Source organism: Schaedlerella arabinosiphila, from assembly GCF_003885045.1.
GTDB classification, from domain to species: Bacteria; Bacillota; Clostridia; order Lachnospirales; family Lachnospiraceae; genus Schaedlerella; species Schaedlerella arabinosiphila.
In genome coordinates, this window is record NZ_RHJS01000002.1 from 237,705 (window position 1) to 260,537 (window position 22,833).

General features: G+C 37.5%; 18 protein-coding genes. 17 read left to right on the forward strand and 1 reads right to left on the reverse strand.

Features of this window, described 5'->3' with window-relative positions; all coding sequences use genetic code 11:
- Positions 1 to 49 precede the first annotated feature (49 nt).
- The 17 genes from EBB54_RS01820 (at position 50) to EBB54_RS01895 (ending at position 21,471) form a co-directional block, all read left to right on the forward strand.
- Entirely contained in the window at positions 50 to 823 is a 774-nt protein-coding gene (locus tag EBB54_RS01820; RefSeq protein WP_125126104.1) for a glycosyltransferase family 2 protein, read from the forward strand.
- A 76-nt stretch (positions 824 to 899) separates the two neighbouring features.
- Positions 900 to 3,182, forward strand: coding sequence for a hypothetical protein (locus EBB54_RS01825; RefSeq protein ID WP_125126105.1), 2,283 nt, complete (start codon positions 900 to 902; stop codon positions 3,180 to 3,182).
- 1 nt (position 3,183) lies between these two features.
- A complete protein-coding gene (locus EBB54_RS01830) occupies positions 3,184 to 4,767 on the forward strand; it encodes a DUF4832 domain-containing protein (protein WP_162307058.1) in 1,584 nt (527 codons plus the stop codon).
- 933 nt (positions 4,768 to 5,700) lie between these two features.
- On the forward strand, positions 5,701 to 5,874 hold the full coding sequence (locus EBB54_RS30005) for a hypothetical protein (RefSeq protein ID WP_154677760.1): 174 nt from the start codon (positions 5,701 to 5,703) through the stop codon (positions 5,872 to 5,874).
- 143 nt (positions 5,875 to 6,017) lie between these two features.
- On the forward strand, positions 6,018 to 7,085 hold the full coding sequence (locus tag EBB54_RS01835) for a glycosyltransferase family 2 protein (RefSeq protein ID WP_125126107.1): 1,068 nt from the start codon (positions 6,018 to 6,020) through the stop codon (positions 7,083 to 7,085).
- 89 nt (positions 7,086 to 7,174) lie between these two features.
- Complete coding sequence (locus EBB54_RS01840; RefSeq protein ID WP_125126108.1) at positions 7,175 to 8,269, forward strand: glycosyltransferase; 1,095 nt, start codon at positions 7,175 to 7,177, stop codon at positions 8,267 to 8,269.
- Between the two features lie 29 nt (positions 8,270 to 8,298).
- Positions 8,299 to 10,536: a hypothetical protein gene (locus tag EBB54_RS01845; RefSeq protein WP_125126109.1), complete on the forward strand. Its 2,238-nt coding sequence runs from the start codon at positions 8,299 to 8,301 to the stop codon at positions 10,534 to 10,536.
- On the forward strand, positions 10,533 to 11,741 hold the full coding sequence (locus EBB54_RS01850) for a glycosyltransferase (protein WP_125126110.1): 1,209 nt from the start codon (positions 10,533 to 10,535) through the stop codon (positions 11,739 to 11,741). The genes EBB54_RS01845 and EBB54_RS01850 overlap by 4 nt, the downstream gene beginning before the upstream one ends.
- Before the next feature lie 13 nt (positions 11,742 to 11,754).
- On the forward strand, positions 11,755 to 12,957 hold the full coding sequence (locus EBB54_RS01855) for a glycosyltransferase (protein ID WP_125126111.1): 1,203 nt from the start codon (positions 11,755 to 11,757) through the stop codon (positions 12,955 to 12,957).
- Positions 12,939 to 14,081: an NAD-dependent epimerase/dehydratase family protein gene (locus EBB54_RS01860; RefSeq protein ID WP_279229955.1), complete on the forward strand. Its 1,143-nt coding sequence runs from the start codon at positions 12,939 to 12,941 to the stop codon at positions 14,079 to 14,081. Before EBB54_RS01855 ends, EBB54_RS01860 begins: the two co-directional genes overlap by 19 nt.
- A 91-nt stretch (positions 14,082 to 14,172) precedes the next feature.
- Complete coding sequence (locus EBB54_RS01865; protein WP_162307059.1) at positions 14,173 to 14,814, forward strand: glycosyltransferase family 2 protein; 642 nt, start codon at positions 14,173 to 14,175, stop codon at positions 14,812 to 14,814.
- A 52-nt stretch (positions 14,815 to 14,866) separates the two neighbouring features.
- Complete coding sequence (locus EBB54_RS01870; protein WP_125126113.1) at positions 14,867 to 15,223, forward strand: hypothetical protein; 357 nt, start codon at positions 14,867 to 14,869, stop codon at positions 15,221 to 15,223.
- The gene (locus tag EBB54_RS01875; protein WP_162307060.1) at positions 15,213 to 16,358 is read left to right on the forward strand and encodes a polysaccharide pyruvyl transferase family protein; all 1,146 of its coding nucleotides are present in this window, start codon (positions 15,213 to 15,215) and stop codon (positions 16,356 to 16,358) included. The genes EBB54_RS01870 and EBB54_RS01875 overlap by 11 nt, the downstream gene beginning before the upstream one ends.
- 17 nt (positions 16,359 to 16,375) lie before the next feature.
- On the forward strand, positions 16,376 to 17,335 hold the full coding sequence (locus tag EBB54_RS01880) for a glycosyltransferase family 2 protein (RefSeq protein WP_125126115.1): 960 nt from the start codon (positions 16,376 to 16,378) through the stop codon (positions 17,333 to 17,335).
- A gap of 84 nt (positions 17,336 to 17,419) precedes the next feature.
- The gene (locus EBB54_RS01885) at positions 17,420 to 19,117 is read left to right on the forward strand and encodes an ATP-binding cassette domain-containing protein (protein WP_243127472.1); all 1,698 of its coding nucleotides are present in this window, start codon (positions 17,420 to 17,422) and stop codon (positions 19,115 to 19,117) included.
- 43 nt (positions 19,118 to 19,160) lie between these two features.
- Positions 19,161 to 20,117, forward strand: coding sequence for a glycosyltransferase family A protein (locus EBB54_RS01890; RefSeq protein WP_125126116.1), 957 nt, complete (start codon positions 19,161 to 19,163; stop codon positions 20,115 to 20,117).
- Positions 20,118 to 20,190: 73 nt separating this feature from the next.
- On the forward strand, positions 20,191 to 21,471 hold the full coding sequence (locus EBB54_RS01895) for a Coenzyme F420 hydrogenase/dehydrogenase, beta subunit C-terminal domain (RefSeq protein WP_243127473.1): 1,281 nt from the start codon (positions 20,191 to 20,193) through the stop codon (positions 21,469 to 21,471).
- 54 nt (positions 21,472 to 21,525) lie between these two features.
- On the opposite strand, the gene EBB54_RS01900 is transcribed toward EBB54_RS01895, so the two are convergent.
- A complete protein-coding gene (locus EBB54_RS01900) occupies positions 21,526 to 22,608 on the reverse strand; it encodes a glycosyltransferase family 4 protein (RefSeq protein ID WP_125126118.1) in 1,083 nt (360 codons plus the stop codon).
- Positions 22,609 to 22,833 lie beyond the last annotated feature (225 nt).

Genomic DNA, 22,833 nt, shown 5'->3' on the forward strand with positions numbered 1-22,833 from the left:
CGTATTATGATGAAAGGTTCTTTGCAGACGGATGTGTCGGCATAGAAAAATGAATGAGAAAAAAGAACTGCTGGTAATTATGCCGGCTCATAATGAAGAAAAGAATATTCGGAAAGTACTGGAGCAATTGGAGAAGCAGAAGGTTTTGCAGATTGCGGATATCCTGGTGATTGATGATGCGTCTTCGGATGCAACCGGCCAGGCTGCGAAAGAACATGAATGTGCATTGATTTCAAACATATTCTGGATGGGGTATGGCAGCTCTCTGCAGTTGGGATATCGATATGCGGTGAAAGAGCAATATAAGTATGTAATCCAGATGGATGCGGACGGACAGCATGATGTCTGCAATGTTCCTTTGCTTTACCGGAAGCTGCGGGAAAGGGATGCGGACGGGCGTACGCCTGATATTGTGCTGGGTTCCCGTTTTATGGAAGGAAGCTCCGAGTTCCGGGTGATTCCGCTCAAGAGATTTGCATATGCATGGTTCCGGCTGATCATCCGGGCATTGACCGGAAGGAAAATCGCAGATCCTACCACAGGTCTTCAGGGACTGAGCAGGAAAGCTTTTTTTTACTATTCAGAAGAGGGGCATTTTGATGACAGATATCCGGACGCAAATATGGTCATCCAGATGCTGCTGTTGAACTTCCGGGTGGTGCAGCTTCCGGCAGTCATGCATGCGAGAACAGAAGGACAGAGCATGCACAGAGGAATGAAGGAAGCATGGTATATGTGCAGGATGTTCTTTGATATTCCGGCAATTGTATTTCGGATCAAAGGATTAAAAGCGGATGCGGAAGTCAGTGATAGGCTGCAATAAGCAGACGGCCGGGCTTTGAATTGGGGCAATAGGGTCTGCCGTATATATCGGGGACTGTGAGGAGGAGGCACCAGGATTGGATACTTGGTATTGGATTTTTGAATACGGAAAAGTGTTTTGCGGCTATGTGTTTTTGATGTTCCTCTGGCCGTCGGTTGTATTTTGCGGGCATCTCAGGGAGAAAACGAAAACATACCGTTTCAGCTTCTGTGTCACAGTACAGATCGTGCTTATAAATACGGTGGTTTTGACCCTGGGACTATTTCATATACTTCATCGGTTTTTTGTACTTTTTCTGTTCTATGGAGTATTCGCTCTGGCGTTGGTACAAAAACTGAGGCAGCATTTAACTTCAATTGATCTGGAAAAATTAAAAGTATACAGACTGTCAACTATCCGGATCAGAGTGAAGGAATATGTGTCGGAAATCTGGCGCAGAGTGTATCCGCTGTTGAGAGAATACGGACTTTTATTAGCTGTAATCGTATATGGAATGTTGTATTTTTCTTATGGAGCATTTCAGGTTCGCGCTTATGGATATGGGGATCTGTATGCCCATCATGACTGGATCAACGGACTTTTGGAGGGCAGGATCTTTTCCGGAGGAGTTTATCCGGCGGCGATGCATTGCTTTATCTACTGTATGAATTCTCTTCTGGGAATCCGGGTCTATAGTATTTTGTTGTTTATGCAGGGGATTCATACGGCAGTATTATTTATTTCGGTATATATTCTGCTGCGGAAAATTTTTTATTATAAGTACACGCCGGTATTTGTGATCATGCTGTTTTTAACATTGGATCTGGTAAATGCGGATCAGATACAGAGCATGTTCCGGCTGCAGATTACGCTTCCGCAGGAATTCTGCCTTCATACAGTGTTTCTGTGCGCGTTTTATCTGATTGTTTACTTGAAAAATACGGACTTCATTTTCTGGAGGGACAGACTGTCAAAATGTCATTGGGACAGAAATCTGTTTTTGTTTATGATGTCGCTGGCAGCCGCAGTTATGACGCACTTCCATACGACAATCATGGTGTTCCTGATATGTGTACCGTTCGCAGCATTTGTCTGGAAAAAAATATTGCGCAGAGAATATCTGATTCCGCTGACTGCGGCTGTCCTATGCAGCTGCTTGATAGCGGCTGCGCCTATGGCGGCAGCTCTGGCTGCAGGAATCCCATGGAATAGTTCCATTAATTGGGCAGTAAACGCGATGAGCGGTGAGGAAAGCCGAAGCCTGCGGGAGGAGAAGGAGCTTCCGAAGGAAGGGGAGGAGACAGAGCAGGCAAATCCGCAGATGGAACGCAAGGAGATCAGCATAACAGCTTTTATTATAAATCTGTTCATTGGAGGATATGAGAAAAGCGGCTATGCAGCTTTATATGGAAGAGGGAGGGGAAATTGGATCATTTTTTTCACAATGCTTGCCGTTATATACTGCTGGCAGGTTCACAGAAAGCTGAGAGGCGGATTTTTGAATGATATTTGTTCCTTGTATCCCCCGGTCATACTTGCATCATTTGTTTATGTACTGGTTTATGAAGCGCCGATGCTTGGACTGCCGGATCTGATTCCGGAGGGGCGGTTTTTTGTCCCGGGGCACATGATGGTTCTGGCAGTCACGATGATACCGGTGGATGTTCTGTTTTCCATACTGGAGCTTTTCTGCCGGAAATGCATCTTAAAGGTCGTGTCCGCGCTGTCCGTATTAGGAATCTATGGGGGCGCGCTCCTTATGGGAAATTATCGGGGATTTTTATTCTATGAATTGGTGAAATATAGTTCGGCGGTGTCGGTGACAGAATCTATTGTGGATACATTTCCGAGACACAGTTATACCATCGTGTCTCCTACGGATGAAATATACTCCATTATCGGCCAGGGATGGCATGAGGAGCTGCTGACATTTGTTGAAAAATGTGAGAGTGAAGAATATACACTTCCATCGGAATATGTGTTTGTATATGTGGAGAAGAAACCTCTGCTCTATGCGCAGTGTCATTTCCATCAGGGACCGTCCTGGTTGGGAAGCGAAAAATATCAGGAACCGTATTGGAACATATATTCTAAAAAATATCCGGATGGCGGGGCGAGCCAGAGCCCGGAAGTGATTGCTTCAGAGACTTCCGAAAAAGAAGCGGAGAAAAAGATACCGGAATATACGAATCCGTGGCTGAAGTATACGAAGCTTGGCAGCCGTACGATTCTGGAGTCGAAGGCGTATGAATGGTGCAGGCATTTTTCGGAGCTGTATCCGTTTGAAATGAATGTCTATTATGAAGATGAGGACTTCGTATGCTATTACTTCAGACAGGACACGGCTTCATTGTATAACCTGGCGCTGGGAATGGAATAGCATGGCAAAGAGGTACAGGATAGATAAGAACAGAACGAACAGGAGAAAAAATGATTTATATGAGACTGGAAGAGACTGGAGGGAGGAATACAGAGCTGACAGACGCAGGATCGAAGAATATGAAGCAAAAAGGCGTAAGTGGAACAGGCGGAGGGTAAGAATCCAGAGGGCAAAACAGGTGCTTGCTGTCTGCTGCATATGTGCGGTATTGCTGCTGCTGGGTTACAGACTGATTTTATATCTCATGAGAGAAAGGCTTGAAGTAGAGAGCTTTTCGTTTACGGAATCTGCAAGAGAATTGCGGAATCCAAATCGTGGGTTTTACCATCTGTATAGATTTCAGATCACGGAAGAGCCGGAAGACTATAAAGCGCTTGTACAGGAACGCTACCAGAAGGATACAGATACAGAGCTTACCCTTGTTCAGATCTCTCTGCAGGCTTACAGGGAAAAGGAAATAGGGGAAAGGGGGCTTGAAAATATCAAAGAATTGTTTTCAGCCCTGGGAGAATTAGATAAGCAGTTAATTATTCGGTTCATGTATGACGAGGATGGAGAAAATGAGTTGTATGAGCCGGAGAGTATAGAGATTATTCTGACGCATATGGAACAGCTTGGGCCTGTACTGTGTGAGGCAGAAAAAGATATTTTCGTCATTCAGGGCCTTTTTACCGGAAACTGGGGTGAAATGAACGGTACACGGTACAGTTCGTCAGAAGATATGCGGCTTCTGGCTGAAAAACTTGCGGAGGTGACGGATCAATCTACATATTTATCCGTGCGTATGCCGGCACAGTGGCGCGGGATTCTGGGATTGGATGATCCGGCGGAAGCGCTGGCAACTCATATATTGGCCGGCCGGCTGAGTTTATTTAATGACGGGATTCTGGGCAGTGACAGTGATTATGGCACTTATCTGACAGAGGATTTTGTCGGGATAGATGAGTATGGAAGATGGAGACGAGCAGAAGAATTGGATTTTCAGAGGGAGTTGTGCCGCACAGTTCCGAATGGGGGCGAGGTAATCAACGAAAATGTACTGAATGATTTCGAAAACTCGGCAAAAGAACTGGCGGCTATGCATGTGACCTATCTGAACACGGATTATGACGAGAAGGTTTTGAAGAAGTGGAAAGATACACGGGTGGCGGAGGAGGGCTGTTTTGAAGGAATGGACGGCTATACCTATATGGAGCGTCATCTGGGATACCGTTTGCTGATCCATGACACCTGCCTGAAACCCAGCAAAGATAAAAAAAGTGTGTATGCGGCGGTTCATTTAAAAAATGTGGGATTTGCGCCTTTGTATAAGATACCGAAGATAAAGCTGATTTTGTATAGTGAGGAGGAAGGGCAGCTTCCGCCGATGGAGATGTCATGTGCAGTAGATCAGCTTGTGGGCGGTGAGGAGCGAGACGCATTGCAGATGGCGGGAGTGAAGATTGCGGTGGATGAGCTTAAGAGGGGGAGGTATGAGGTGTACTTTTTCATGGAGGACCAGGATACGGGGAGAAGTATATTGATGGCGAATGAAGAAGAGGAAGAGGAGTATGGGTATCGGATTGGGACGATTGTGGTGAGATGAAAGGTAGGACTTGTTTTAGTAGATTTTTGTAACAAAAGGAAGAGTATATGAAATTGAAATCCATTATGATATATCTAAAAAGGGGTTATTATAATATAAACGGTTTAAATGGGATTATTTTCATATTATATATGACGTTTATTATATCGGCTCGAAGTTTTATTTCGTGGCGTGGGGACTTTACGTTGTTTTTTGTAGCTGCAATTTTGTTAGTTTTAGCAAGTGCAAGTTATATATGTCCAATCATATTACAAAAAGTTAAAGATTTAAATATTGATTTAAAAGAGAATAAAATGAGCAAGAAGGAAAAATATATATGGATTATATGTTTTTTGGTGCTACATTTATGATTTTACTTACCTGGTATTTAGCATATTATCCGGGAATGTTTTCAGGTGATGCAATAGATCAATATGGGTAAGCATTAGATGGCGAATATAATGATTGGCATCCAGCTTTACAGACCCTATTTACATATACATTACCATTAAAAATTACTGGAAGAGCAGGATTAATTATTCTATTTCAGATTCTGGAATTTTCCGGTGTGCTTTCATATTTGCTATATACAATTTTACGATATACAAAGAAAAAATATGTTTGAAGATTGTTTTATATTTTATTGTATTGATTATGCTGATGGTGTTTTAGAGTATGTTTTTACTATATTGGAGTGATTAATTTAGCTGTAATAGTATCTGTTCTGGGGAAATATAATCGCAAAAATGAGTGCAAAAGAGTTTTTTTGTGTATACCGATTTTAATATATGATTTTGGAACAATGTTCCTTTTGTCAGGCAGTGACTTTAGATTTTTTTATTTGAATTTTTCGATTTGTCCAATTATTATGATTATTTTATATGGTAGAAGAGTTCATGATGGAATTATAGAGATAAATAGAAAGAAAGATGAAAAACAATGTGTGGTTGAGGTATGAAGAAAGTGATTATTATAGGAGCAGGTCCTGCAGGTATCACCGCAGGATACAAATTCTATTCTATGCTTTTTGAAAATTATACAGAAAAAGTCAGGGGGCGGTCTGAGAGAAATTCCTCGGGATTGGGGGATGCAGAGAATAAAAGGACTGTCTGTAGCGTTGCTTATTAAACATTTTTTTGAAAATACGCTTTGGAAGAGAAATGCAAGTTATAAAAAGGAAACTAAAGAAAGCATTTGGAATGTAAATGCTGAAAAAAATATCAAGAAGAAAGAAACTAGATGTCAATGCAAGTATTTAGGGGATTTTCATCATGAAGAAAAGGAAGAAGAATACACCATTCTTTTCAGTAATTGTACCTGTTTATAATAATGAAGATGATATAGAAAAGTGTATTTCCAGTATTCTTGCCCAAACATATGACGATTTCGAACTAATAATAGTAGATGATGGATCGACAGATAAAACACCCGATATTTGTGATGATTTTGCACAAAAGGATGAAAGAATTCGAGTAATACACAGACAAGGGAATGGCGGGGTAACAGCAGCTCGTAATGAAGGACTTTTCTATTCATCAGGAGAATATATATATCATGTTGATGGAGATGATTGGATAGCTGAGAAATTGTTGGAAACTGCGAAAAATAGATTAGATAAGGCATCTATTGATATATTTGTATTCTGTCATGTGAAGGTTTTGGAAAACAATCAATATCAAAAGAGAAAGCTGAGAGTTGAAGAGGGGTTGTATGATAAGGAACGTTTAAAAAAACAGATATATCCGTGGATGATTTTTCAATTAGACAAAAAGGGGGGGATTGATTCGGGATCACTTTGCGATAAAGTGATAAAAAGGAAACTGCTACAAAAGCATTATTGCAGTGACACGAGTTTATTTCGCGGCGAGGACTGTGTCTGTGCGTGGGAATGTTTGTATTTTGCTGATAATGTATATTTTTCAGAAGAGATGTTGTATTTTTATAATCGTTTAAGTGAAACCTCAGGCCAAAAAAAGTATCGTAAAAATTTGTTGGAAAATGAAAAGGCCATTGCTAAATATCTTAGATCAAGTTTGAAAGTAAAAGAGGACTTTGAAATTGAACGACAGATTAATATGTTGGAGTTTTATGGGATTGTGAGATCTATACATCAGGAAATTAATTTTCATCATTCTTTTTTTAGCTCGGCGCAGTTGTTAAAAATGAAATGCAAAGGAGAAAGAGATATATGCTGCTATAAAGGGATGCCTTTAAAAATATATCCGTATGTTCTATTAATAAACCATCAATGTTTTTTGTTCTTGATGATGTGCGTTATACTAAAAAAATATATCTATAAACTGTTATGCATATTTAGAGGTTGGATTATAGATATATAAAAAAATTGTTTATATCATTGGAACAAGCAGCACATGTGTATTCCATTTTTGAGATGCGATATAGGGTATCAAGGTGTATGGAGTAGAAAATGAAAAGTGAAGATATGAAATTGAAAGCATTATTTTTTTTGAATTCATTTATTGGAGGCGGCGCTGAAAGAGTTTGTTTAAATATGGCAAAACAACTTTTTAAACTTAATATTGAGAGCGATTTTATTACTATTTATAATAGAGAACCTGATTATGATATACCTGAGTATATTCATATATTTCCACTAAAAATTGATAACCGAAAGGGGGAAGGCTGGGATATTATCAGAGCAGTTCCTAAAGTGAACACGTTTCTTTCAGGAAAAAAATATATATTGATCACAGCTCATGTTCAACCGTCTCAACTTTTAGCCTCTTTGACAAAAGTCAGTAAAAAATGTCTTTATGTGATGCATAAGAGCCGCCATCAGGCGGAGCAACATAGCACTGGCTATGAGAGACTGTCACTAAAACTTTTCTTGAAGGGAAAAAAGATAGTGACTGTTTCACATGGAATCAGAGATGAATTGATTCAAGAATATGGGATTTGTTCCAGGAATATAGAAACTATATATAATCCTTGCAGCAGCTTGGATTTAAGAAACATGTCTGTATCAGCGTCTCCGCACAACAGGGCGTATATCCTTGTCATGGGCCGTCTCGTTGAACAAAAAAATCCCTTGCTGGCATTGGAGCTCTATTGTAAAGGTCATTTTTATGATCAATATGATTTAGTATACTTGGGAAAAGGCATTTTAGAGGAAAAATTGAAGCACCGGATTGAGGAATATGGAATGCAAAAATATGTATTTGTACCTGGATTTAAAAAAAATCCGGAACAATGGATTAAAAATGCAACGCTTTTGCTTTCATGTTCAAGACAAGAGGGACTCCCTATGAATATTATTGAAGCTCTGATCTGTGGAATACCTGTTGTAGCAGCTGATTGTCCATATGGGCCAAATGAAATTTTAACAGGTGAATTATCAAAATATCTTATTCATCCTGAAAAGGATCAGGAGAACAGTATTTCTGTAATTTCAGATGCATTGGAGTCTTATCCACAAATTACAGAAAAATATTATGAAAAATTTGATGACGGATTAATTACAAAGACCTACTTAAGAGTTTGGAAAGACTTTTTTATACAATAAAAATAGGAAAGAGTCATAAGGAGGGCAGAATGGAGACATTTTGGATTTTAGAATATTTAAAAGTCTTTAGTGGCTATATTTTCCTGATGTTTATTTGGCCGACGGTTGTTTTTTGGAACCATTTAAGAAGTAAATCAAAAATATATCATTTTAGCTTTTGTGTTACAGTCCAAATTGTTTTGATCAATACCATTGTACTTATGATGGGATTATTACACATTTTGAATGATAGGACATGTGTTTGGTTCTTTACGTGTATTTTTTTGCTTTCTATATGTCAAAGGATTAAGGCTTTGACATTTCAATATGAAGAATCTGCAGATAGTGGGATAAAGGTGCTGCTGCAGTCTTATAGTGAAAAAGTGAGGGGGTTATTCCGTCTAGGGAAAGATAGCCGTTCTGGAATTTGGGAATATATTTTACTTTTTGTTGTAATATGTTTTGGGATGGTTTATTTTTCTTATGGTGCGTTTCAGGTACATTGCTATGGACAAACTGATATAATGACTCATCATCAATGGGTGAATCATTTGACAGAGGGAAAAATTTATCCGGATGGGATTTATCCAGAGGCGATGCATTGCTTTATTTATTGCTTATATGCTTTGTTTGGTATTCGTATCTATAGCATTATGATGTATTTGCAGTGCATTCATATAATGGTATTCTTTATTTCAGCATACGTATTGTTGCGGGAAGTATTTTATTGGCGCTATACATCGATTTTTGTACTGTGTTTATATATGACACTGAATATTAATGTTCCTACTTGTGAATATAGTATTTATCGTCTTCAGATGACACTACCAATGGAATTTGGCTTGCATACACAATTTTTATGTGCGTTGTTTTTGATTCGTTACTTAAAAAAAATACGTCCATATAGAATAATAGAAGATTTATTTAAATACTGTTGGGATGAAAACTTGTTTTTATTTATGATGTCAGTTGTTGCATCCATTTCAATTCATTATTATACAACATTTATGGCATTTATTATATGTGTTTCTCTTGTGGTATTCAACTTCAAAAGAATACTAAAACCAACGAATCTAATTCCTTTAATGATTTCTATAATATTTGGGGGTGCTATTGTATCAATGCCAATAATGGGTGCTCTGGCAATTGGAATTCCCTTTGAAGCGTCTATTAATTGGGGGGTACAATCTATAAATAGTAATGACAGAAAAAATGAGGTATTAGAAGGTAAAATTGCTAAAAATCCTTTAGAACCAGGAGAAGAAGATAGAGAAGTTTTGGAAAAGTTGCCAGAAATCGGACAAAAAATTGTGAAGGGATTGATGAAAATAGAATACCTTCTAAAAGAGACGTATAAAAGGGGCTACAAAGGTATGTATGGAGAAGAAAGAGGGAGTCGTATTTTTATAGTAACTTTAATAGTTATTGGGGGCTGTCTCATAGGGAGATATGCTTCTAACAGAAATATAAAGAAATTTTGTAAAGGATATCCACCAATTATTTTGACTTCATTTTTTGCAATGATAGTATACATATCATATGAAGCACCCGATTTGGGTCTTCCAGTATTAATTGCTGGTAACCGATACTGCTCCAGCGCGCATATGATGACTCTAGCAGTTATGATGATGCCGGCAGATTTTGCGTTTTCTTTAATAGCTTCTTTTTATAGAGATTTTATTATGCAATTAATATCTTATATTTTTTCTGTAGCAATTTATTTATTTACAAATTTGTTTGGAATATATCATGGATATCTGTATTATTCATTAACACGATATGATTCTGCAGTGATGATAACAGATTCCATTATAAATGATTTTCCACAGAATAGTTATACTATCGTATCTCCGTATGAGGAATTATGTCAGGTTTTTTTATATGGAAAGCATGAGGATATATCGCTTTTCATTGAAAAAAATAACGATGAATATTATACAATTCCGACAGAGTATGTTTTTGTGTATGTGGAAAAAAAACCAATAATATATAGACAAGTTTATTACTTTAGTGGGCCATTATGGTTGGGGAAAAGTGGAAATTCCGTTATAGAAGCATCTGAGATTTCAGAGAAAGCTGTACAGAAAGATTTATCTGGATTTAGTAAAAAATCTCTTTACAAAGAGGGGCGTACAATTTTAGAATCGAAGGTATATGAATGGTGTCATCAATTTTCAGAGAGATATCCTTCTGTGCTGAATGTTTACTATGAGGACGATGATTTTGTCTGCTACTATTTTGAACAAGATTCAGATGCGCCTTATAATTTGGCGGAGGATTCAAAATGAAATCAATTCTGTTTGTGATAAATACAATGGGCATGGGGGGTGGAGAAATTGCGATGATAGAATTGCTTAGGCAATTAGATATGGAAAAGTATGAAATATCGCTGCTTGTGCTGACAGGACAAGGAGAGCTCATAAGAAAGCTGCCGAAGAAAGTTAATTTATTAAATAAAAAATATTTTCCTGTTTCTGTGCTTGATTGGAGGGGAAAGATAAGACTTTTTAAGACCGTAATAAAAGTAATGCTGTTTAAAGGTTTGGTTTTTAAAAAGATGCGTTATATTATCAAAAATCTGAAGAATATGATTGAGCAAGGAAATATAAAAAAGGATAAACTTCTCTGGAAATGTATTTCTGATGGAGCACAGCAACTGGATCAGGAGTATGATCTTGCAATAGCTTATTTGGAAGGCGCTTCGGCATATTATGTGGCGTCTAGGGTAAAGGCAAAGAAAAAAGCAGCGTTTATTCATATTGATTATAAATTGGCAGGATATAATAGAATGCTGGATGAAGATTGTTACCTGGATTTTGATAGGGTATATACTGTATCAGAAAATGCGAAAAAGGTTTTTCTTGAGGTTTATCCAGAATGCAAAGAGCGGGTAGCAGTATTTTACGATTTGATAGATAGGGAAAGGATTATTAACAATTCTAAAGAAAAGGGGGGATTTTCAGATGATTTTGACGGAATCAGGATTTTGACGGTCGGGCGTTTGGTTCGTCAAAAGGCAATTGATATAGCAATTGACACGATGAATATATTAAAGCATTCTCAAAAACATTTTCGATGGTATGTTTTAGGAGAAGGAGAACTGAGGAGAAAATTGGAAAAGCAAATTCGAACACTTGGACTGGAAAAAGATTTTATCCTCCTTGGAACGGTAGATAACCCATTCCCATATTATGCTCAGTGCGATATATACGTTCATACGTCTTATTTTGAAGGAAAGGGAAGCATTGCGATAGAAGAGGCTCAGGTTCTGGGGTGTACAATAGTTGCATCGGAGCATAGTAGTGTACGGGAACAGATAGAGGATGGCGTAGATGGGGAAATCTGTAAGCTCGACTCGAAGACATTGGCTGAAACTATATTGGAGCTTGCGAATCATCCTCAGCAGATGAACGCTTATAGTCGTGCTGCATTAGAGAGAGAACAGACAGATAATCAAAAAGAAATAGAAAAATTACTTGAGTTGATATCTTAATTGGAGGGGTGTTGTGGCAGGGAAGGTTTTATTTGTAATAGAAAGGTTTTATGGAGGAGGAGCAGAAAGAGCCTTGTCCAATATTGTAACTCACTTTCCGAGGGAATGGCAAATTGATATTTTAGTAGATGATGAATCAATGGTTAAATATCCGTACAGAGGAAATTTGTTATCTCTTTCATATCCAGAAAAAGATTCGACGATACACTTTATCATGAGTATGATAAAACGGACAATATGTCTAAGGAAAATAAAAAGAGACAACAAATATGACGCCTGCATAAGTTTTCTTGAAGGCGCGAATATTTCTAATATCCTGTCGGGAAACAAATACTGCAAAATCATTGTATCAATACGAAATCAAGTAATGCCTGAACATTCAGGGACATATCATAAAGTTAGAGATTTTCTTCTGACAAAACTGATGTTCGCTCATGCGGACATAGTTTCAGCCGTATCAGAAGAAATTGCAATGAGGTTGATTTATCAATTAAAGATTCCTCAAAATAAGGTGTGTGCGATTGTAAACGGATACGATTGTGAATGGATAAAAAGAAATATGACCCAACTTCCTGAGAACCATATAGCGTACAATGAATTTGTCGGCAAAAAATATAAAATAGTAGTTACAGTTGGCAGGCTTGTTTTACAAAAAGGTCAATGGCACTTAATCAGAGCTTTTTCGGAAGTGCTAAAAAGAGAACCACAAGCAGTATTATTCATAATAGGAGAAGGCTTCCTAAAGGAGTATTTAGAAGAACTGGCCCAATCTTATGGGATATGGAAGCAGGTTGTTTTTGTGGGTTGCACGGACAATCCATTTTGGTTCCTTGGAATCGCAGACATTTTTATATTGCCTTCTTTATGGGAAGGATATCCTAATGCATTGGCGGAGGCAATATGCTGTGGATTGCCATGCATTGCTTCGGATGTGCATTCAGGACCGAGAGAAATACTGGCTCCGGGCTTAAATGCAACCGATAAAAGAGTAAGCGAAATAATGGAGGCGGAATATGGAATGCTAATTCCTGTATGCAGTGGTAAAAAGTATTCGGTTCATGACCCTCTTGAACCAGAAGAATGCAAGATGGCGGAAGGAATTATAACACTATTGTGTGATGACGCCAAAAAGCAGTATTATAAAGATAAAAGCATGAAGAGGGGAAAAGAACTGGATATTAATCGAGCAGTTAAAGAGTGGATAGATATTATATAAATGAACAAGGTGAGAGAGGAAAATACTTGGAGCTGAAAGATAAAAAAATATTAATAACAGGAGCAGCTGGATTTATTGGCTATCATTTGGTATCTGTTCTTTTACAGAAGGAGAAAAGTATACATATTATAGGAATAGATAATATAAATGATTATTATGATATCAGTATTAAAGAGTATCGATTAAAGAAAATAAATGAAATATCTTTGGAATATTTTGATTGTTCATGGAGTTTTTTGAAAGGCGATATTTCAGACAAACAATTTGTTTGTGCTGTATTTAAAAAGTATAAACCTGATATTGTTATAAATCTTGCTGCACAGGCAGGGGTTCGTTATAGTATCATAAATCCTGATGTTTATATTGAAAGCAATTTGATTGGTTTTTATAATATATTAGAGGCGTGCCGGAATAGTTGCATAGACAATGATTCGGTAAAAACAAACGAATATCAAGGTGTTCAACATTTGATATACGCATCGAGTTCATCCGTATATGGAGAAAACAAAAAAGTACCATACAGTACAGAGGATAAAGTAGATAATCCAGTATCGCTTTATGCGGCTACCAAAAAAACGAATGAGCTTATGGCTCATGTATATTCTAAAATTTATAATATACCTAGTACGGGACTGCGTTTTTTTTCGGTTTATGGTCCAGCTGGGAGACCGGATATGGCATATTTTAAATTTACGGATCAACTGCGTAAGGGTGAGAAGATTCAAATATTTAATTATGGGAATTGCAAACGTGATTTTACATATATTTCTGATGCAGTGGAATGTATTTTACGGGTGATATCCTGTCCACCCATGCAGACTGCAGGGGAAGATGGGCTGCGGGCAGCACCATATGCAATATATAATATTGGAAGCCAAAAACCTGAGAAATTATTGGATTTTATGGAAATTCTTCAAAAAGAACTGGTCGATGCGGAGATTCTGCCGAAAGATTATGATTTTGAGGCATTAAAGGAGTATGTACCCATGCAGCAGGGAGACACGCATGTTACATATGCAGATACAACAACATTGGAACGTGATTTTGGCTTCAGGCCTAAAACCAATTTGCGTGAGGGGGTACATAAATTTGTTGAATGGTATAAAGATTTTTATAAATTATAATTGAACTCAGAAAAATTCTGTTTTATTTTGTCCTTAAAAATAGCAGGCAGTCAATTTATTTTGAAAGATGATGCTTATGGAAGTGAGGACTATGGTGAAAGAATTAATATCTATTATTGTTCCAATTTATAATTCCGCACGATATATTTGCGAATGTGTATATTCTGTGCTTGAACAGACCTACGAGAATTTTGAATTGATTTTAATTGACGACGGCTCATTGGATGAAAGCAAAGAGATTTGTCTGAAATTGTGTGAAACAGACAAACGAATCCGTTTCTTTCCACAAGAGCACAGGGGAGTCTCAGCGGCAAGAAACACAGGATTGAAAGCGGCAGAAGGAAAATACCTTTTTTATATGGATAGTGATGATATCATACATCCTAACTTGTTGGGAACATTATATAATGAATTGGAAAAAACAAATTCTATCATGGCTGTTTCACAATTTCATTCCATAAAGGATGTGGATAAAAGGGAACAGCTGACCGCAATGCCAAACAGAGAGAAGCCTTTCTTTTCATATATCGAAAAATCAAAAGTAATCGAATACTTTTTGGGCGGAATATGTAAAGAATTTAAAGCTTTGGCAGGAAAAATGATTTTGCGCAGTTCGGTACAAACATACTTTTTTGATGAGTCACTATCGCATGGAGAAGATACGAAATATATATCAGATTTTACTGAATGGATCAGATGCTGTCATATTACATCAAGATTGGTATTTTTATAGGAATCATTCCGGGAACACAAGTAAAATACATTCTATAAAAGCATACAATAGTATGTATGAATGTGAAAGGTTTATATGCGATCAAGAAAAAGAGTGCGGAAGAATTAAAAGTGCAGTTATTCGAGAACAAGCTATTATGAATCGTATCATAGAATGGTATATAAAAAGCAGATACCTTCAGAATCAAATTGTGATGGACTATCTCAATAAATTAGCTGCGGATGAAAAAAGGCGGGAGATATATTCATTTACATGCCTCTCTCTAAAAATCAAATTCTCATTGGCATTTTATTGTTTTCCGTTATATTGGATTTATTGTGATATTCTTTATGTATTAGGAAAAATAAAAGCAGGATTTTGTTCATTAAAGAAAGGTTGTAAAAGAAAAAATGGACGATATGAAGAATAGAATGGATGTTGTTGTAGGCATTATAACTTTTCATTGCTCAGATAATTATGGTGCTATGCTACAAGCATTTGCACTTAAAAGTTTCTTATGCAGAAGTGGGAGAAAAGCTGAGATTATACTCTATGAACCACCCTTTTTAACAGGGAGGCATTGGTGGATTCCATATATACCCGATAGCAGTTTTTTGAAATGCTTAAGGAATGCAAGATGGGGATGGGAATGCCATCTGCGAATGAGAAAGGATTTCTTTAGATTAAGATACAATATGAAAAAATTTAGAAAAAGCTATTTGAACCCGAACAGTCAAAGAAAAAGTTTTTTTGCCTGTCAACTGAGGAAACTCTCATATCAATATTATATTGTTGGAAGCGATCAAATATGGAATCCGGAAATTACATTCGGTTTGAAAAGTGTGTATTTTGGTGATTTTAAAAACAAGCTAAAGAAAAAAGTGATTTCGTATGGAGCAAGCCTGGGGGGAGACTCATTGGATGAAAAATATAATGAAAAAATTTCAAAGTTGCTTTGTAATCTTGATGCTATTTCTGTTAGAGAAGAGACAGCAATACCATATATAAAAAAGTTTTACATGAGAAGCGTGATAGCAGTTTTAGATCCGGTTTTCTTATTAAAAAAAGAAGAATGGGAGAATATAGAAAAACTTCCCAAAAGGGAAGAGTATATTTTGGTTTATGCTACAGAGTTTAATGAAAAATTAGTGGATTATGCAAAAAAGCTGTCAGACATTAAAGGAATACAAGTAATAGAATTGAGAACTTGTATAGGGAAAACAAGCGATGAATTTATGATAGAATATACGGCTGGACCATCTGAGTTTTTAGGATATATCCATAAAGCTGCTTATGTTGTGACAAATTCTTTTCATGGAGTGGCATTTAGTATAATTTATCAAAAGAAATTTATTGCCTTTCCGCACAGTAGCCGTAATACAAGAATTTGTAATCTTTTAAGAAAATACGGGTTAGAGAATCTGCAGCAGAACAATCCAGATCAAAAAATGATAGATTCTTTGATAGATTGGGATGATATTAAAAAAAGAACAGAAGAACATGTTAAGATATCTGCAGAATATTTATGGCAGGAAATTATACTGGATTCATGTAAGAAAAAATAGAAAGCTTAAAGAGACTTATGGAAAAGGTGTCGATTATTATTCCGATATATAATGAAGAAGCTTATATCAGACAGAGTTTAAAATCTGTAATGAGGCAAACATATAAAAAATTGGAAATTATTGTTATCAATGATGGCTCTACAGATCAAAGTCTACATATATGTAATGAGCTTAGCCAAAATGATGAAAGAATTTTTGTATTCTCTCAGATAAATACAGGTGTATCAACCGCACGTAATCGTGGCATTGATATTGCTACAGGAGAATATATTTTTTTCTTGGATGGCGATGATGCTATTCACCCGTTTCTCATAGAACATTTGGTTTGTCAAATGAAGAAGCATAATGTTGAACTGGCAATGTGTGAATGTAGAAAAATGACAAACCAACAAATGGAAAGTATTATATATGGGATTTCGAAAAGTGAAGAAGAAAAAAAAATCTGGACAAGGGGTCAGGCAGAAGAATGGTTTCATAAATATCCGAAAAGACTATCTGGTATAGGTGGAAAAATGATATTGCGGAAATTCATAGGAGATCTGCGATTTGAAAGGCAAATGATCTATGGGGAAGATACCTTGTTTTTGTATAATTTAATTTGTAAAAATCCGCGTGTTGCATATTTTAATGTAGAATGGTATTTTTACAGGCAACATTTATGTAGCGTTACTCATTCTGAAAAAGTGAAAATGGATGAGAAATATTTTGAGTGTACGAGAATAATTCGAAAAAGTGAATACGAGAAAAATCAGATGCCCTATGTATTATATTGGGAAGAATGGCTTTTGGAACAAATGGAGAAGAGCTTTGTGTTAATGAAAGAAAACAATAAAAAGAAGAGATGGAAAGAGTTAAGGAAAATGGCTGTTGCAGAGAGAAAGCATCCGTTGTTTTATAAACTGAATCTGTGCAGGAGACTACGATTTTGGATCTGTTTTTTTGCTTATCCATTGTATAAAAATTATTACAATGAATAAGAAACTGCTTCTGAGATCGAACTGAGGTTTAGATATTATAAGGAACATTATTTTAAGACTTTTGCGAAATTCTAGGAGAATAGAATGCTTGAAATGTTTAAATATTTAACACAAATTTTAGAAAAGGATGAACAGAGGATGTGGAGGTTTATAGCCTTTTTCTCTGTTATGGATTCCACAAAGTCAATGATAGGTGTTTTTTTAGGTGTTAATATCATTAATGCTGCTGTATACATAAACCAGATAACATCAAGTATGCTTTTTTTGTTGATTTTTATGGGGGGTGCATCCATTCTGTTGAAAATAATTGCGCTATATAGGATTAAAATAGAAAATCTATTTATATATAATAGTGCACAGAAGCTATCTATAAAGGTATTGGAACTATTTATTAAAGAAGACCTGGAACATCACAACAAAAAAAGTGGAGCAAAGATGTTGACTTCAGTTCGTAATGATACGGAGAAATGTATTAGTATTATCATATCATGCATTAATATTTGGGTTAATATGCTTTCGATGATTATGGGCTGCATGATTATAATCTATGTTTCAAAATGGGTGGGGGCAGTCAGTTGTATTGCAATAATATTGTTAATGACAGGATTTATATATATTAACCGCATACAAATGAATCTTTATGGAGAGAAACGCAGAATGTATGAGGTGAAAACAGCCTCACAGATTTTTACTGCGTTTGGTTTGTTTAAAGAAGTGAAAGTCGCAGGCTGTGCATCGGCTGTTTTACAGAAATATCGGGATGCAAGCGAAGGATACGCACATGTACATAGTGAATATGAGTATCGAACAAACTGTACGAATATGTTTATGCAGATTTCTGCAATGTCTATAGGTTATATCATGTTTGCAATTATAATAGGAACTAAATCGGATGTTCTATCTGCTGCAGCTTCAATATCAAAATATTTTATGATATTAGGCATAATCGTAGGAAGTGGGAGAAATATAATAAACGGAGTAAACAAGATAGAGTTTTCAAAAAAGTCTTATGAAACATTGCAGGAATGCCTGGACAGATATACAAAACTAAAACAGGAAGAGAAAGATTCTGCAAAAATCAGACAAAAAAAACTGACATTCCAAAAAGGGCTTACGGTTAAAAATTTGAAATTTTCCTATAACGAAAGGATGCAGATATTCGATGATGCTTCAATAGATGTTCCTGTAGGAAGTTCTGTTGCGATCATAGGGATTTCTGGCATAGGGAAGACTACTTTTCTTGACCTGCTTCTGGGACTTTTGAAGCCTCAGTCTGGAAATATTATTTATGATGATTATGACATTGTTACGCAGTCGGATGCGGAGGGAATATGTAGGGCAAATCTTGGAGAAATCGTAGGATACATCCCTCAGGTAGTGTACCTGAATGACGAAACAGTACGCAGAAATATTTCTTTTTTCGAAGAGGGGATTGATGAAGAGCGGGTCATTGAGTCCTTGAAATGCGCACAGATATGGGAAGATGTTGAGCAAATGCCCGAAGGAATCAATACTCTGATTGGGGAAAATGGCACAATTATTTCAGGTGGACAGCGTCAGAGAATGGCACTGGCAAGAGCTTTATACAGAGATTTTGAGATTTTGATCATGGACGAGGCAACAGCCGCTTTAAATATGGAGATGGAAAAAGCAGTAATAGATTCTATCAGGCAGGTAAAAGGAAATAAAACGCTGCTTATTGTAACTCATCATATGAGTTTGGCAAATGAATGTGATATAATTTATAAAATTGAAAACAAAAAATTTGTAAGAGAAAAATAAAATTTCATTATATATTTTGTCAATTTTGATGGAGGAATTTTAAATGGACAGTGGATATCAGAAATATACAAAAGATCTGGTTTCCATCGTTACCCCGGTTTTCAACGGAGGATACTATCTTCAGCGTATGCTGGATTCCATATTGAATCAGACTTATCCGCAGATAGAAATGATCCTGGTGGATGATGGCTCAACAGACGATACAGTCCAGACTGCCCAACGATACCAACAGAGATTTGCCGAACGAGGCTTTGGATATCGGATCATACAATCTGCCCATAAGAATGCATCTGCAGCAATCAACCAGGGCCTGCCGTATGTGACCGGAGAATATCTGATCTGGCCTGACAGCGATGACATATTGGAGTTGGAGTCCGTAGAAAAAAGAGTGGAATTTTTGAAAAAAAATCCGCAATATCAATGTGTCCGCTCACTGTCCTATTATTTTGACCCGGATTCAGGAGAATCACGGAAGGCAGAAGAGCAGATTGGAGATCTGGAAAAGGAATCTCTGTTTTGGGATATTTTAGAAGTCAAAACCTTTGTATGCTGTGGATGCTATATGTTAAAATCAGAACATTTTTTTTCAATATATTCGGACAGGCATATACCGGAATACCCTGTGGGACAGAATTTTCAAATGCTTCTGCCTTACATGTATCAACATAAATGCCCGACATTGCGAGAAGCGTTGTATGGTGTCTGTGTCAGGAAGGGCAGCCATTCCAGGAGGAAACTGACTCAGGCAGAGGAGGAACTGAAGTATTTGGACTATGAAAATCTGGTGGATGAGATTGCAGGCATCTGCGGTATTCATGATAAGAAATCCTTGAGTCGTATTGGATGCTGGAAAGCGAGACGCAGATACAGTATTTCAGTAAAATATGGACGTAAAAAGGAAATGCTTTATGCATTATATCAGCTATTTCTAAACCATGGGATGACAAAAACGTTGCTGATAGAGGCATTTTGGCGGCTATGGGATGATTTTTTTCATTAAAAAATGCGATAGCAGAGATTTATTGAAAGCAAATACCGATATGGAAGGAAAAGTATTTGGCGGCGTGTAAGATATGATGACATTTGCCTGGACAAGATACAGGCAGAGAGGAGCCGGCATGGAATTATATTTCAAAAGAGAGGAATGCTGCGGATGCGGGGCATGTGTGGATGTATGCCGGGTACAGGCTGTGCGTATGCGCCAGGATGGGGAAGGGTTTCTATATCCGGAAATCGACAGATCCATATGTGTGCACTGCGGCAGATGTGAAGAAGTCTGTCCTGTAAAAAAACATACCTTGCCGGACGAAGTCCTCCGGCCCGCAGGGCATGTGTTCAGGTGTGCCCTTGGGTATACCTTGACGGACAAAGCCCGCACGCTCCATAGGGGCATGGACTATGGGATGCCCTTAGAGAATCCTTCTGCCGAATGCTGGAATCAATACATCGGAGCAAGGGCAAAAAGTGCAGCGGTCAGAAATTCCAGCTCTTCCGGCGGTATGTTTTCAATCCTGGCACAATATGTCCTTGAAAGGAAAGGTGTGGTATTTGGTGCAGGCTATAACAGCAGGATGGAAGTGGTACATAGAGGAGCAGAGAATCTGGAACAACTGGAAAAGATAAAAAGGACCAAGTATGTCCAGAGCAATATACAGGGTATATTTTTAAAAGTAGAGCAGTGTTTAAAAGGGAGGCGGTGGGTGCTGTTCTGCGGTACGCCTTGCCAGTCACAGGCTCTTAGGCTTTTCCTTGGGCAGGAGTATGATACGCTGATCGTTGTGGATCTGGTATGCTATGGTGTTCCGTCTCCGGGAATCTGGGAAAATTATGTAAAGTATCTGGAGTACAGGCATCATGGGAAAATGACAGAATTTTCTTTTCGGGATAAGAGGGCGCAAGACTATGGGCATACATGTGCTTATGTGATCAATGGAGAGGAATATGCGGGTTCACTTTTTCAGGATAGGTTCTGCAGGATGTACTTTAAAAATTATATTCTGCGGCCTTCCTGTCATAGCTGTAAATTCTGTACGGTAGATCGAAGCAGTGATTTTACGATCGGGGATTTCTGGGGGATTGAGAAGGTTAGGCCGGATTTGGATGATGGCATGGGAAATTCAATGATGATCCTTCATACGGAGAAAGCAAGAAGAATTTGGGAACAAGTTCAGGAAGATGTGGACTGGTTTGAATGTACAAAAGAAGATCTGCTGCAGCCGCGTCTGACTAAGCCAACATGCAGGGCAAAAGGACGAAGAATGCTCCTGCTGCTATATAAACTGCTGCCATTTTTTCTATTTATAAGAGCAGCGGATGACCGGGCGTGGATCTGGAAATTGTTTCGAAAGAAATAGATGAAAAGCAGGAGGGGCTGTTTTGCAGCAACCCCTTCCTCAGTATCCGCTTTTTTACCTTGCGAATATCCTTTCCCATTCATCTAAAATATTCTCTTTTTCAAATTTTCGAACAGAATCTGCAGCCTGCCTGCCCATTTCTCTGCGCATCTCTTTATCATTCATAAGAACTTCCATTTTACATGCAAAATCTTTTATATCCCATGGCTCGACCAAAAAGCCATTTGTCCCGTCACATATGACTTCTTTTGGACCAGTTTTGCAGGAATAACAGACAGCTGGGAGTGAAAAAAACATAGCTTCAAGAAGAACCATTGCAAATCCCTCATTTCTGGAAGGAAGAACAAAGAATGCCGCATTCTTATAATATTCTTCAATATTAGATACAGCTCCAACGAAACGCATATTTTTAATGCCGGCTTTTGCTGCCTTTTTCTCTAAGGCGCTTCTATCTTTACCATCCCCTGCAACTACAACCGCCCAGTGTGTATATTTCGGTTCCAGCAGACTCCAGCTTTCAATCAACAAATCAAAGCCCTTCGCCTCCGTAAGTCTCCCTGCTGCTAAAATAAAAGGCAATTCCTCTCGTTTAAAAAACGTATCTTCATACGGAACAGGATTGTAGATTTGTGTCAGCGCGCATGTTAACCGAAGATTTTTCTGATAATATTTTTTATCTTCTTCTGTTAGGACGATCAGATGATTGGAATATCTTGTGACCATCCGCCTTACTATCTTCCTTAAAAAATGATTCCTTTCGAAGTGATAATAATAATTAAAATGTTCCCACGAAATCCAACGGATTTCTGGCATACGGTATTTCAGAAAAATGGAATAGCAGCCTAATATAATATCTACATCCACCAGAAAATCAGGACGTTCCCGGGACAATAGTGCTGTAAGGTATTGAAGATTTCCGATAATTCCAGGGTTCTTTCTTTCCTGCGCTGCCCAATAGACTTTAATGCTCTTATCTAATGAAAAGAATGTTTTTCCATTTCCTCCCAGGCTAATTAGGGAAACTTGATAACCGCGTTTCAACAGTCCATTTGCAATGATAGACAATACTCGTTCTGTTCCACTGGAATGGCTCATGTCGCCAATAAAGAAAAAAAGCCGTCTATGATTTTTATTCAATGTTTTTCTCCTCAATATATTAGACTTGCTCTGGAATATAAAATAATGTTTTCTGAACTTTAATCACAGAAAATATACTATATAGGCGATTAAAAGTCAATAGCTTAAGCAGACGAGGGGAAGCTTCTCTTGCAGAGAAAGACGCGGAGCTTGCCCGGAAGGAAGCCGAACTTGCCCGGGCGATGGAACTGTTGAAAAAATATAATATTGCATTTGTTTCATAAC

What these genes read in the sequence shown, in the direction of transcription:
- EBB54_RS01820 (WP_125126104.1), top strand. Translation starts at nt 50, where the DNA reads ATGAATGAGAAAAAAGAACTGCTGGTAATTATGCCGGCTCATAATGAA.
- EBB54_RS01830 (WP_162307058.1), top strand. Translation starts at nt 3,184, where the DNA reads ATGGCAAAGAGGTACAGGATAGATAAGAACAGAACGAACAGGAGAAAA.
- EBB54_RS30005 (WP_154677760.1), top strand. Translation starts at nt 5,701, where the DNA reads ATGAAGAAAGTGATTATTATAGGAGCAGGTCCTGCAGGTATCACCGCA.
- EBB54_RS01835 (WP_125126107.1), top strand. Translation starts at nt 6,018, where the DNA reads ATGAAGAAAAGGAAGAAGAATACACCATTCTTTTCAGTAATTGTACCT.
- EBB54_RS01840 (WP_125126108.1), top strand. Translation starts at nt 7,175, where the DNA reads ATGAAAAGTGAAGATATGAAATTGAAAGCATTATTTTTTTTGAATTCA.
- EBB54_RS01845 (WP_125126109.1), top strand. Translation starts at nt 8,299, where the DNA reads ATGGAGACATTTTGGATTTTAGAATATTTAAAAGTCTTTAGTGGCTAT.
- EBB54_RS01850 (WP_125126110.1), top strand. Translation starts at nt 10,533, where the DNA reads ATGAAATCAATTCTGTTTGTGATAAATACAATGGGCATGGGGGGTGGA.
- EBB54_RS01865 (WP_162307059.1), top strand. Translation starts at nt 14,173, where the DNA reads ATGGTGAAAGAATTAATATCTATTATTGTTCCAATTTATAATTCCGCA.
- EBB54_RS01870 (WP_125126113.1), top strand. Translation starts at nt 14,867, where the DNA reads ATGTATGAATGTGAAAGGTTTATATGCGATCAAGAAAAAGAGTGCGGA.
- EBB54_RS01875 (WP_162307060.1), top strand. Translation starts at nt 15,213, where the DNA reads ATGAAGAATAGAATGGATGTTGTTGTAGGCATTATAACTTTTCATTGC.
- EBB54_RS01880 (WP_125126115.1), top strand. Translation starts at nt 16,376, where the DNA reads ATGGAAAAGGTGTCGATTATTATTCCGATATATAATGAAGAAGCTTAT.
- EBB54_RS01885 (WP_243127472.1), top strand. Translation starts at nt 17,420, where the DNA reads ATGCTTGAAATGTTTAAATATTTAACACAAATTTTAGAAAAGGATGAA.
- EBB54_RS01890 (WP_125126116.1), top strand. Translation starts at nt 19,161, where the DNA reads ATGGACAGTGGATATCAGAAATATACAAAAGATCTGGTTTCCATCGTT.
- EBB54_RS01895 (WP_243127473.1), top strand. Translation starts at nt 20,191, where the DNA reads ATGATGACATTTGCCTGGACAAGATACAGGCAGAGAGGAGCCGGCATG.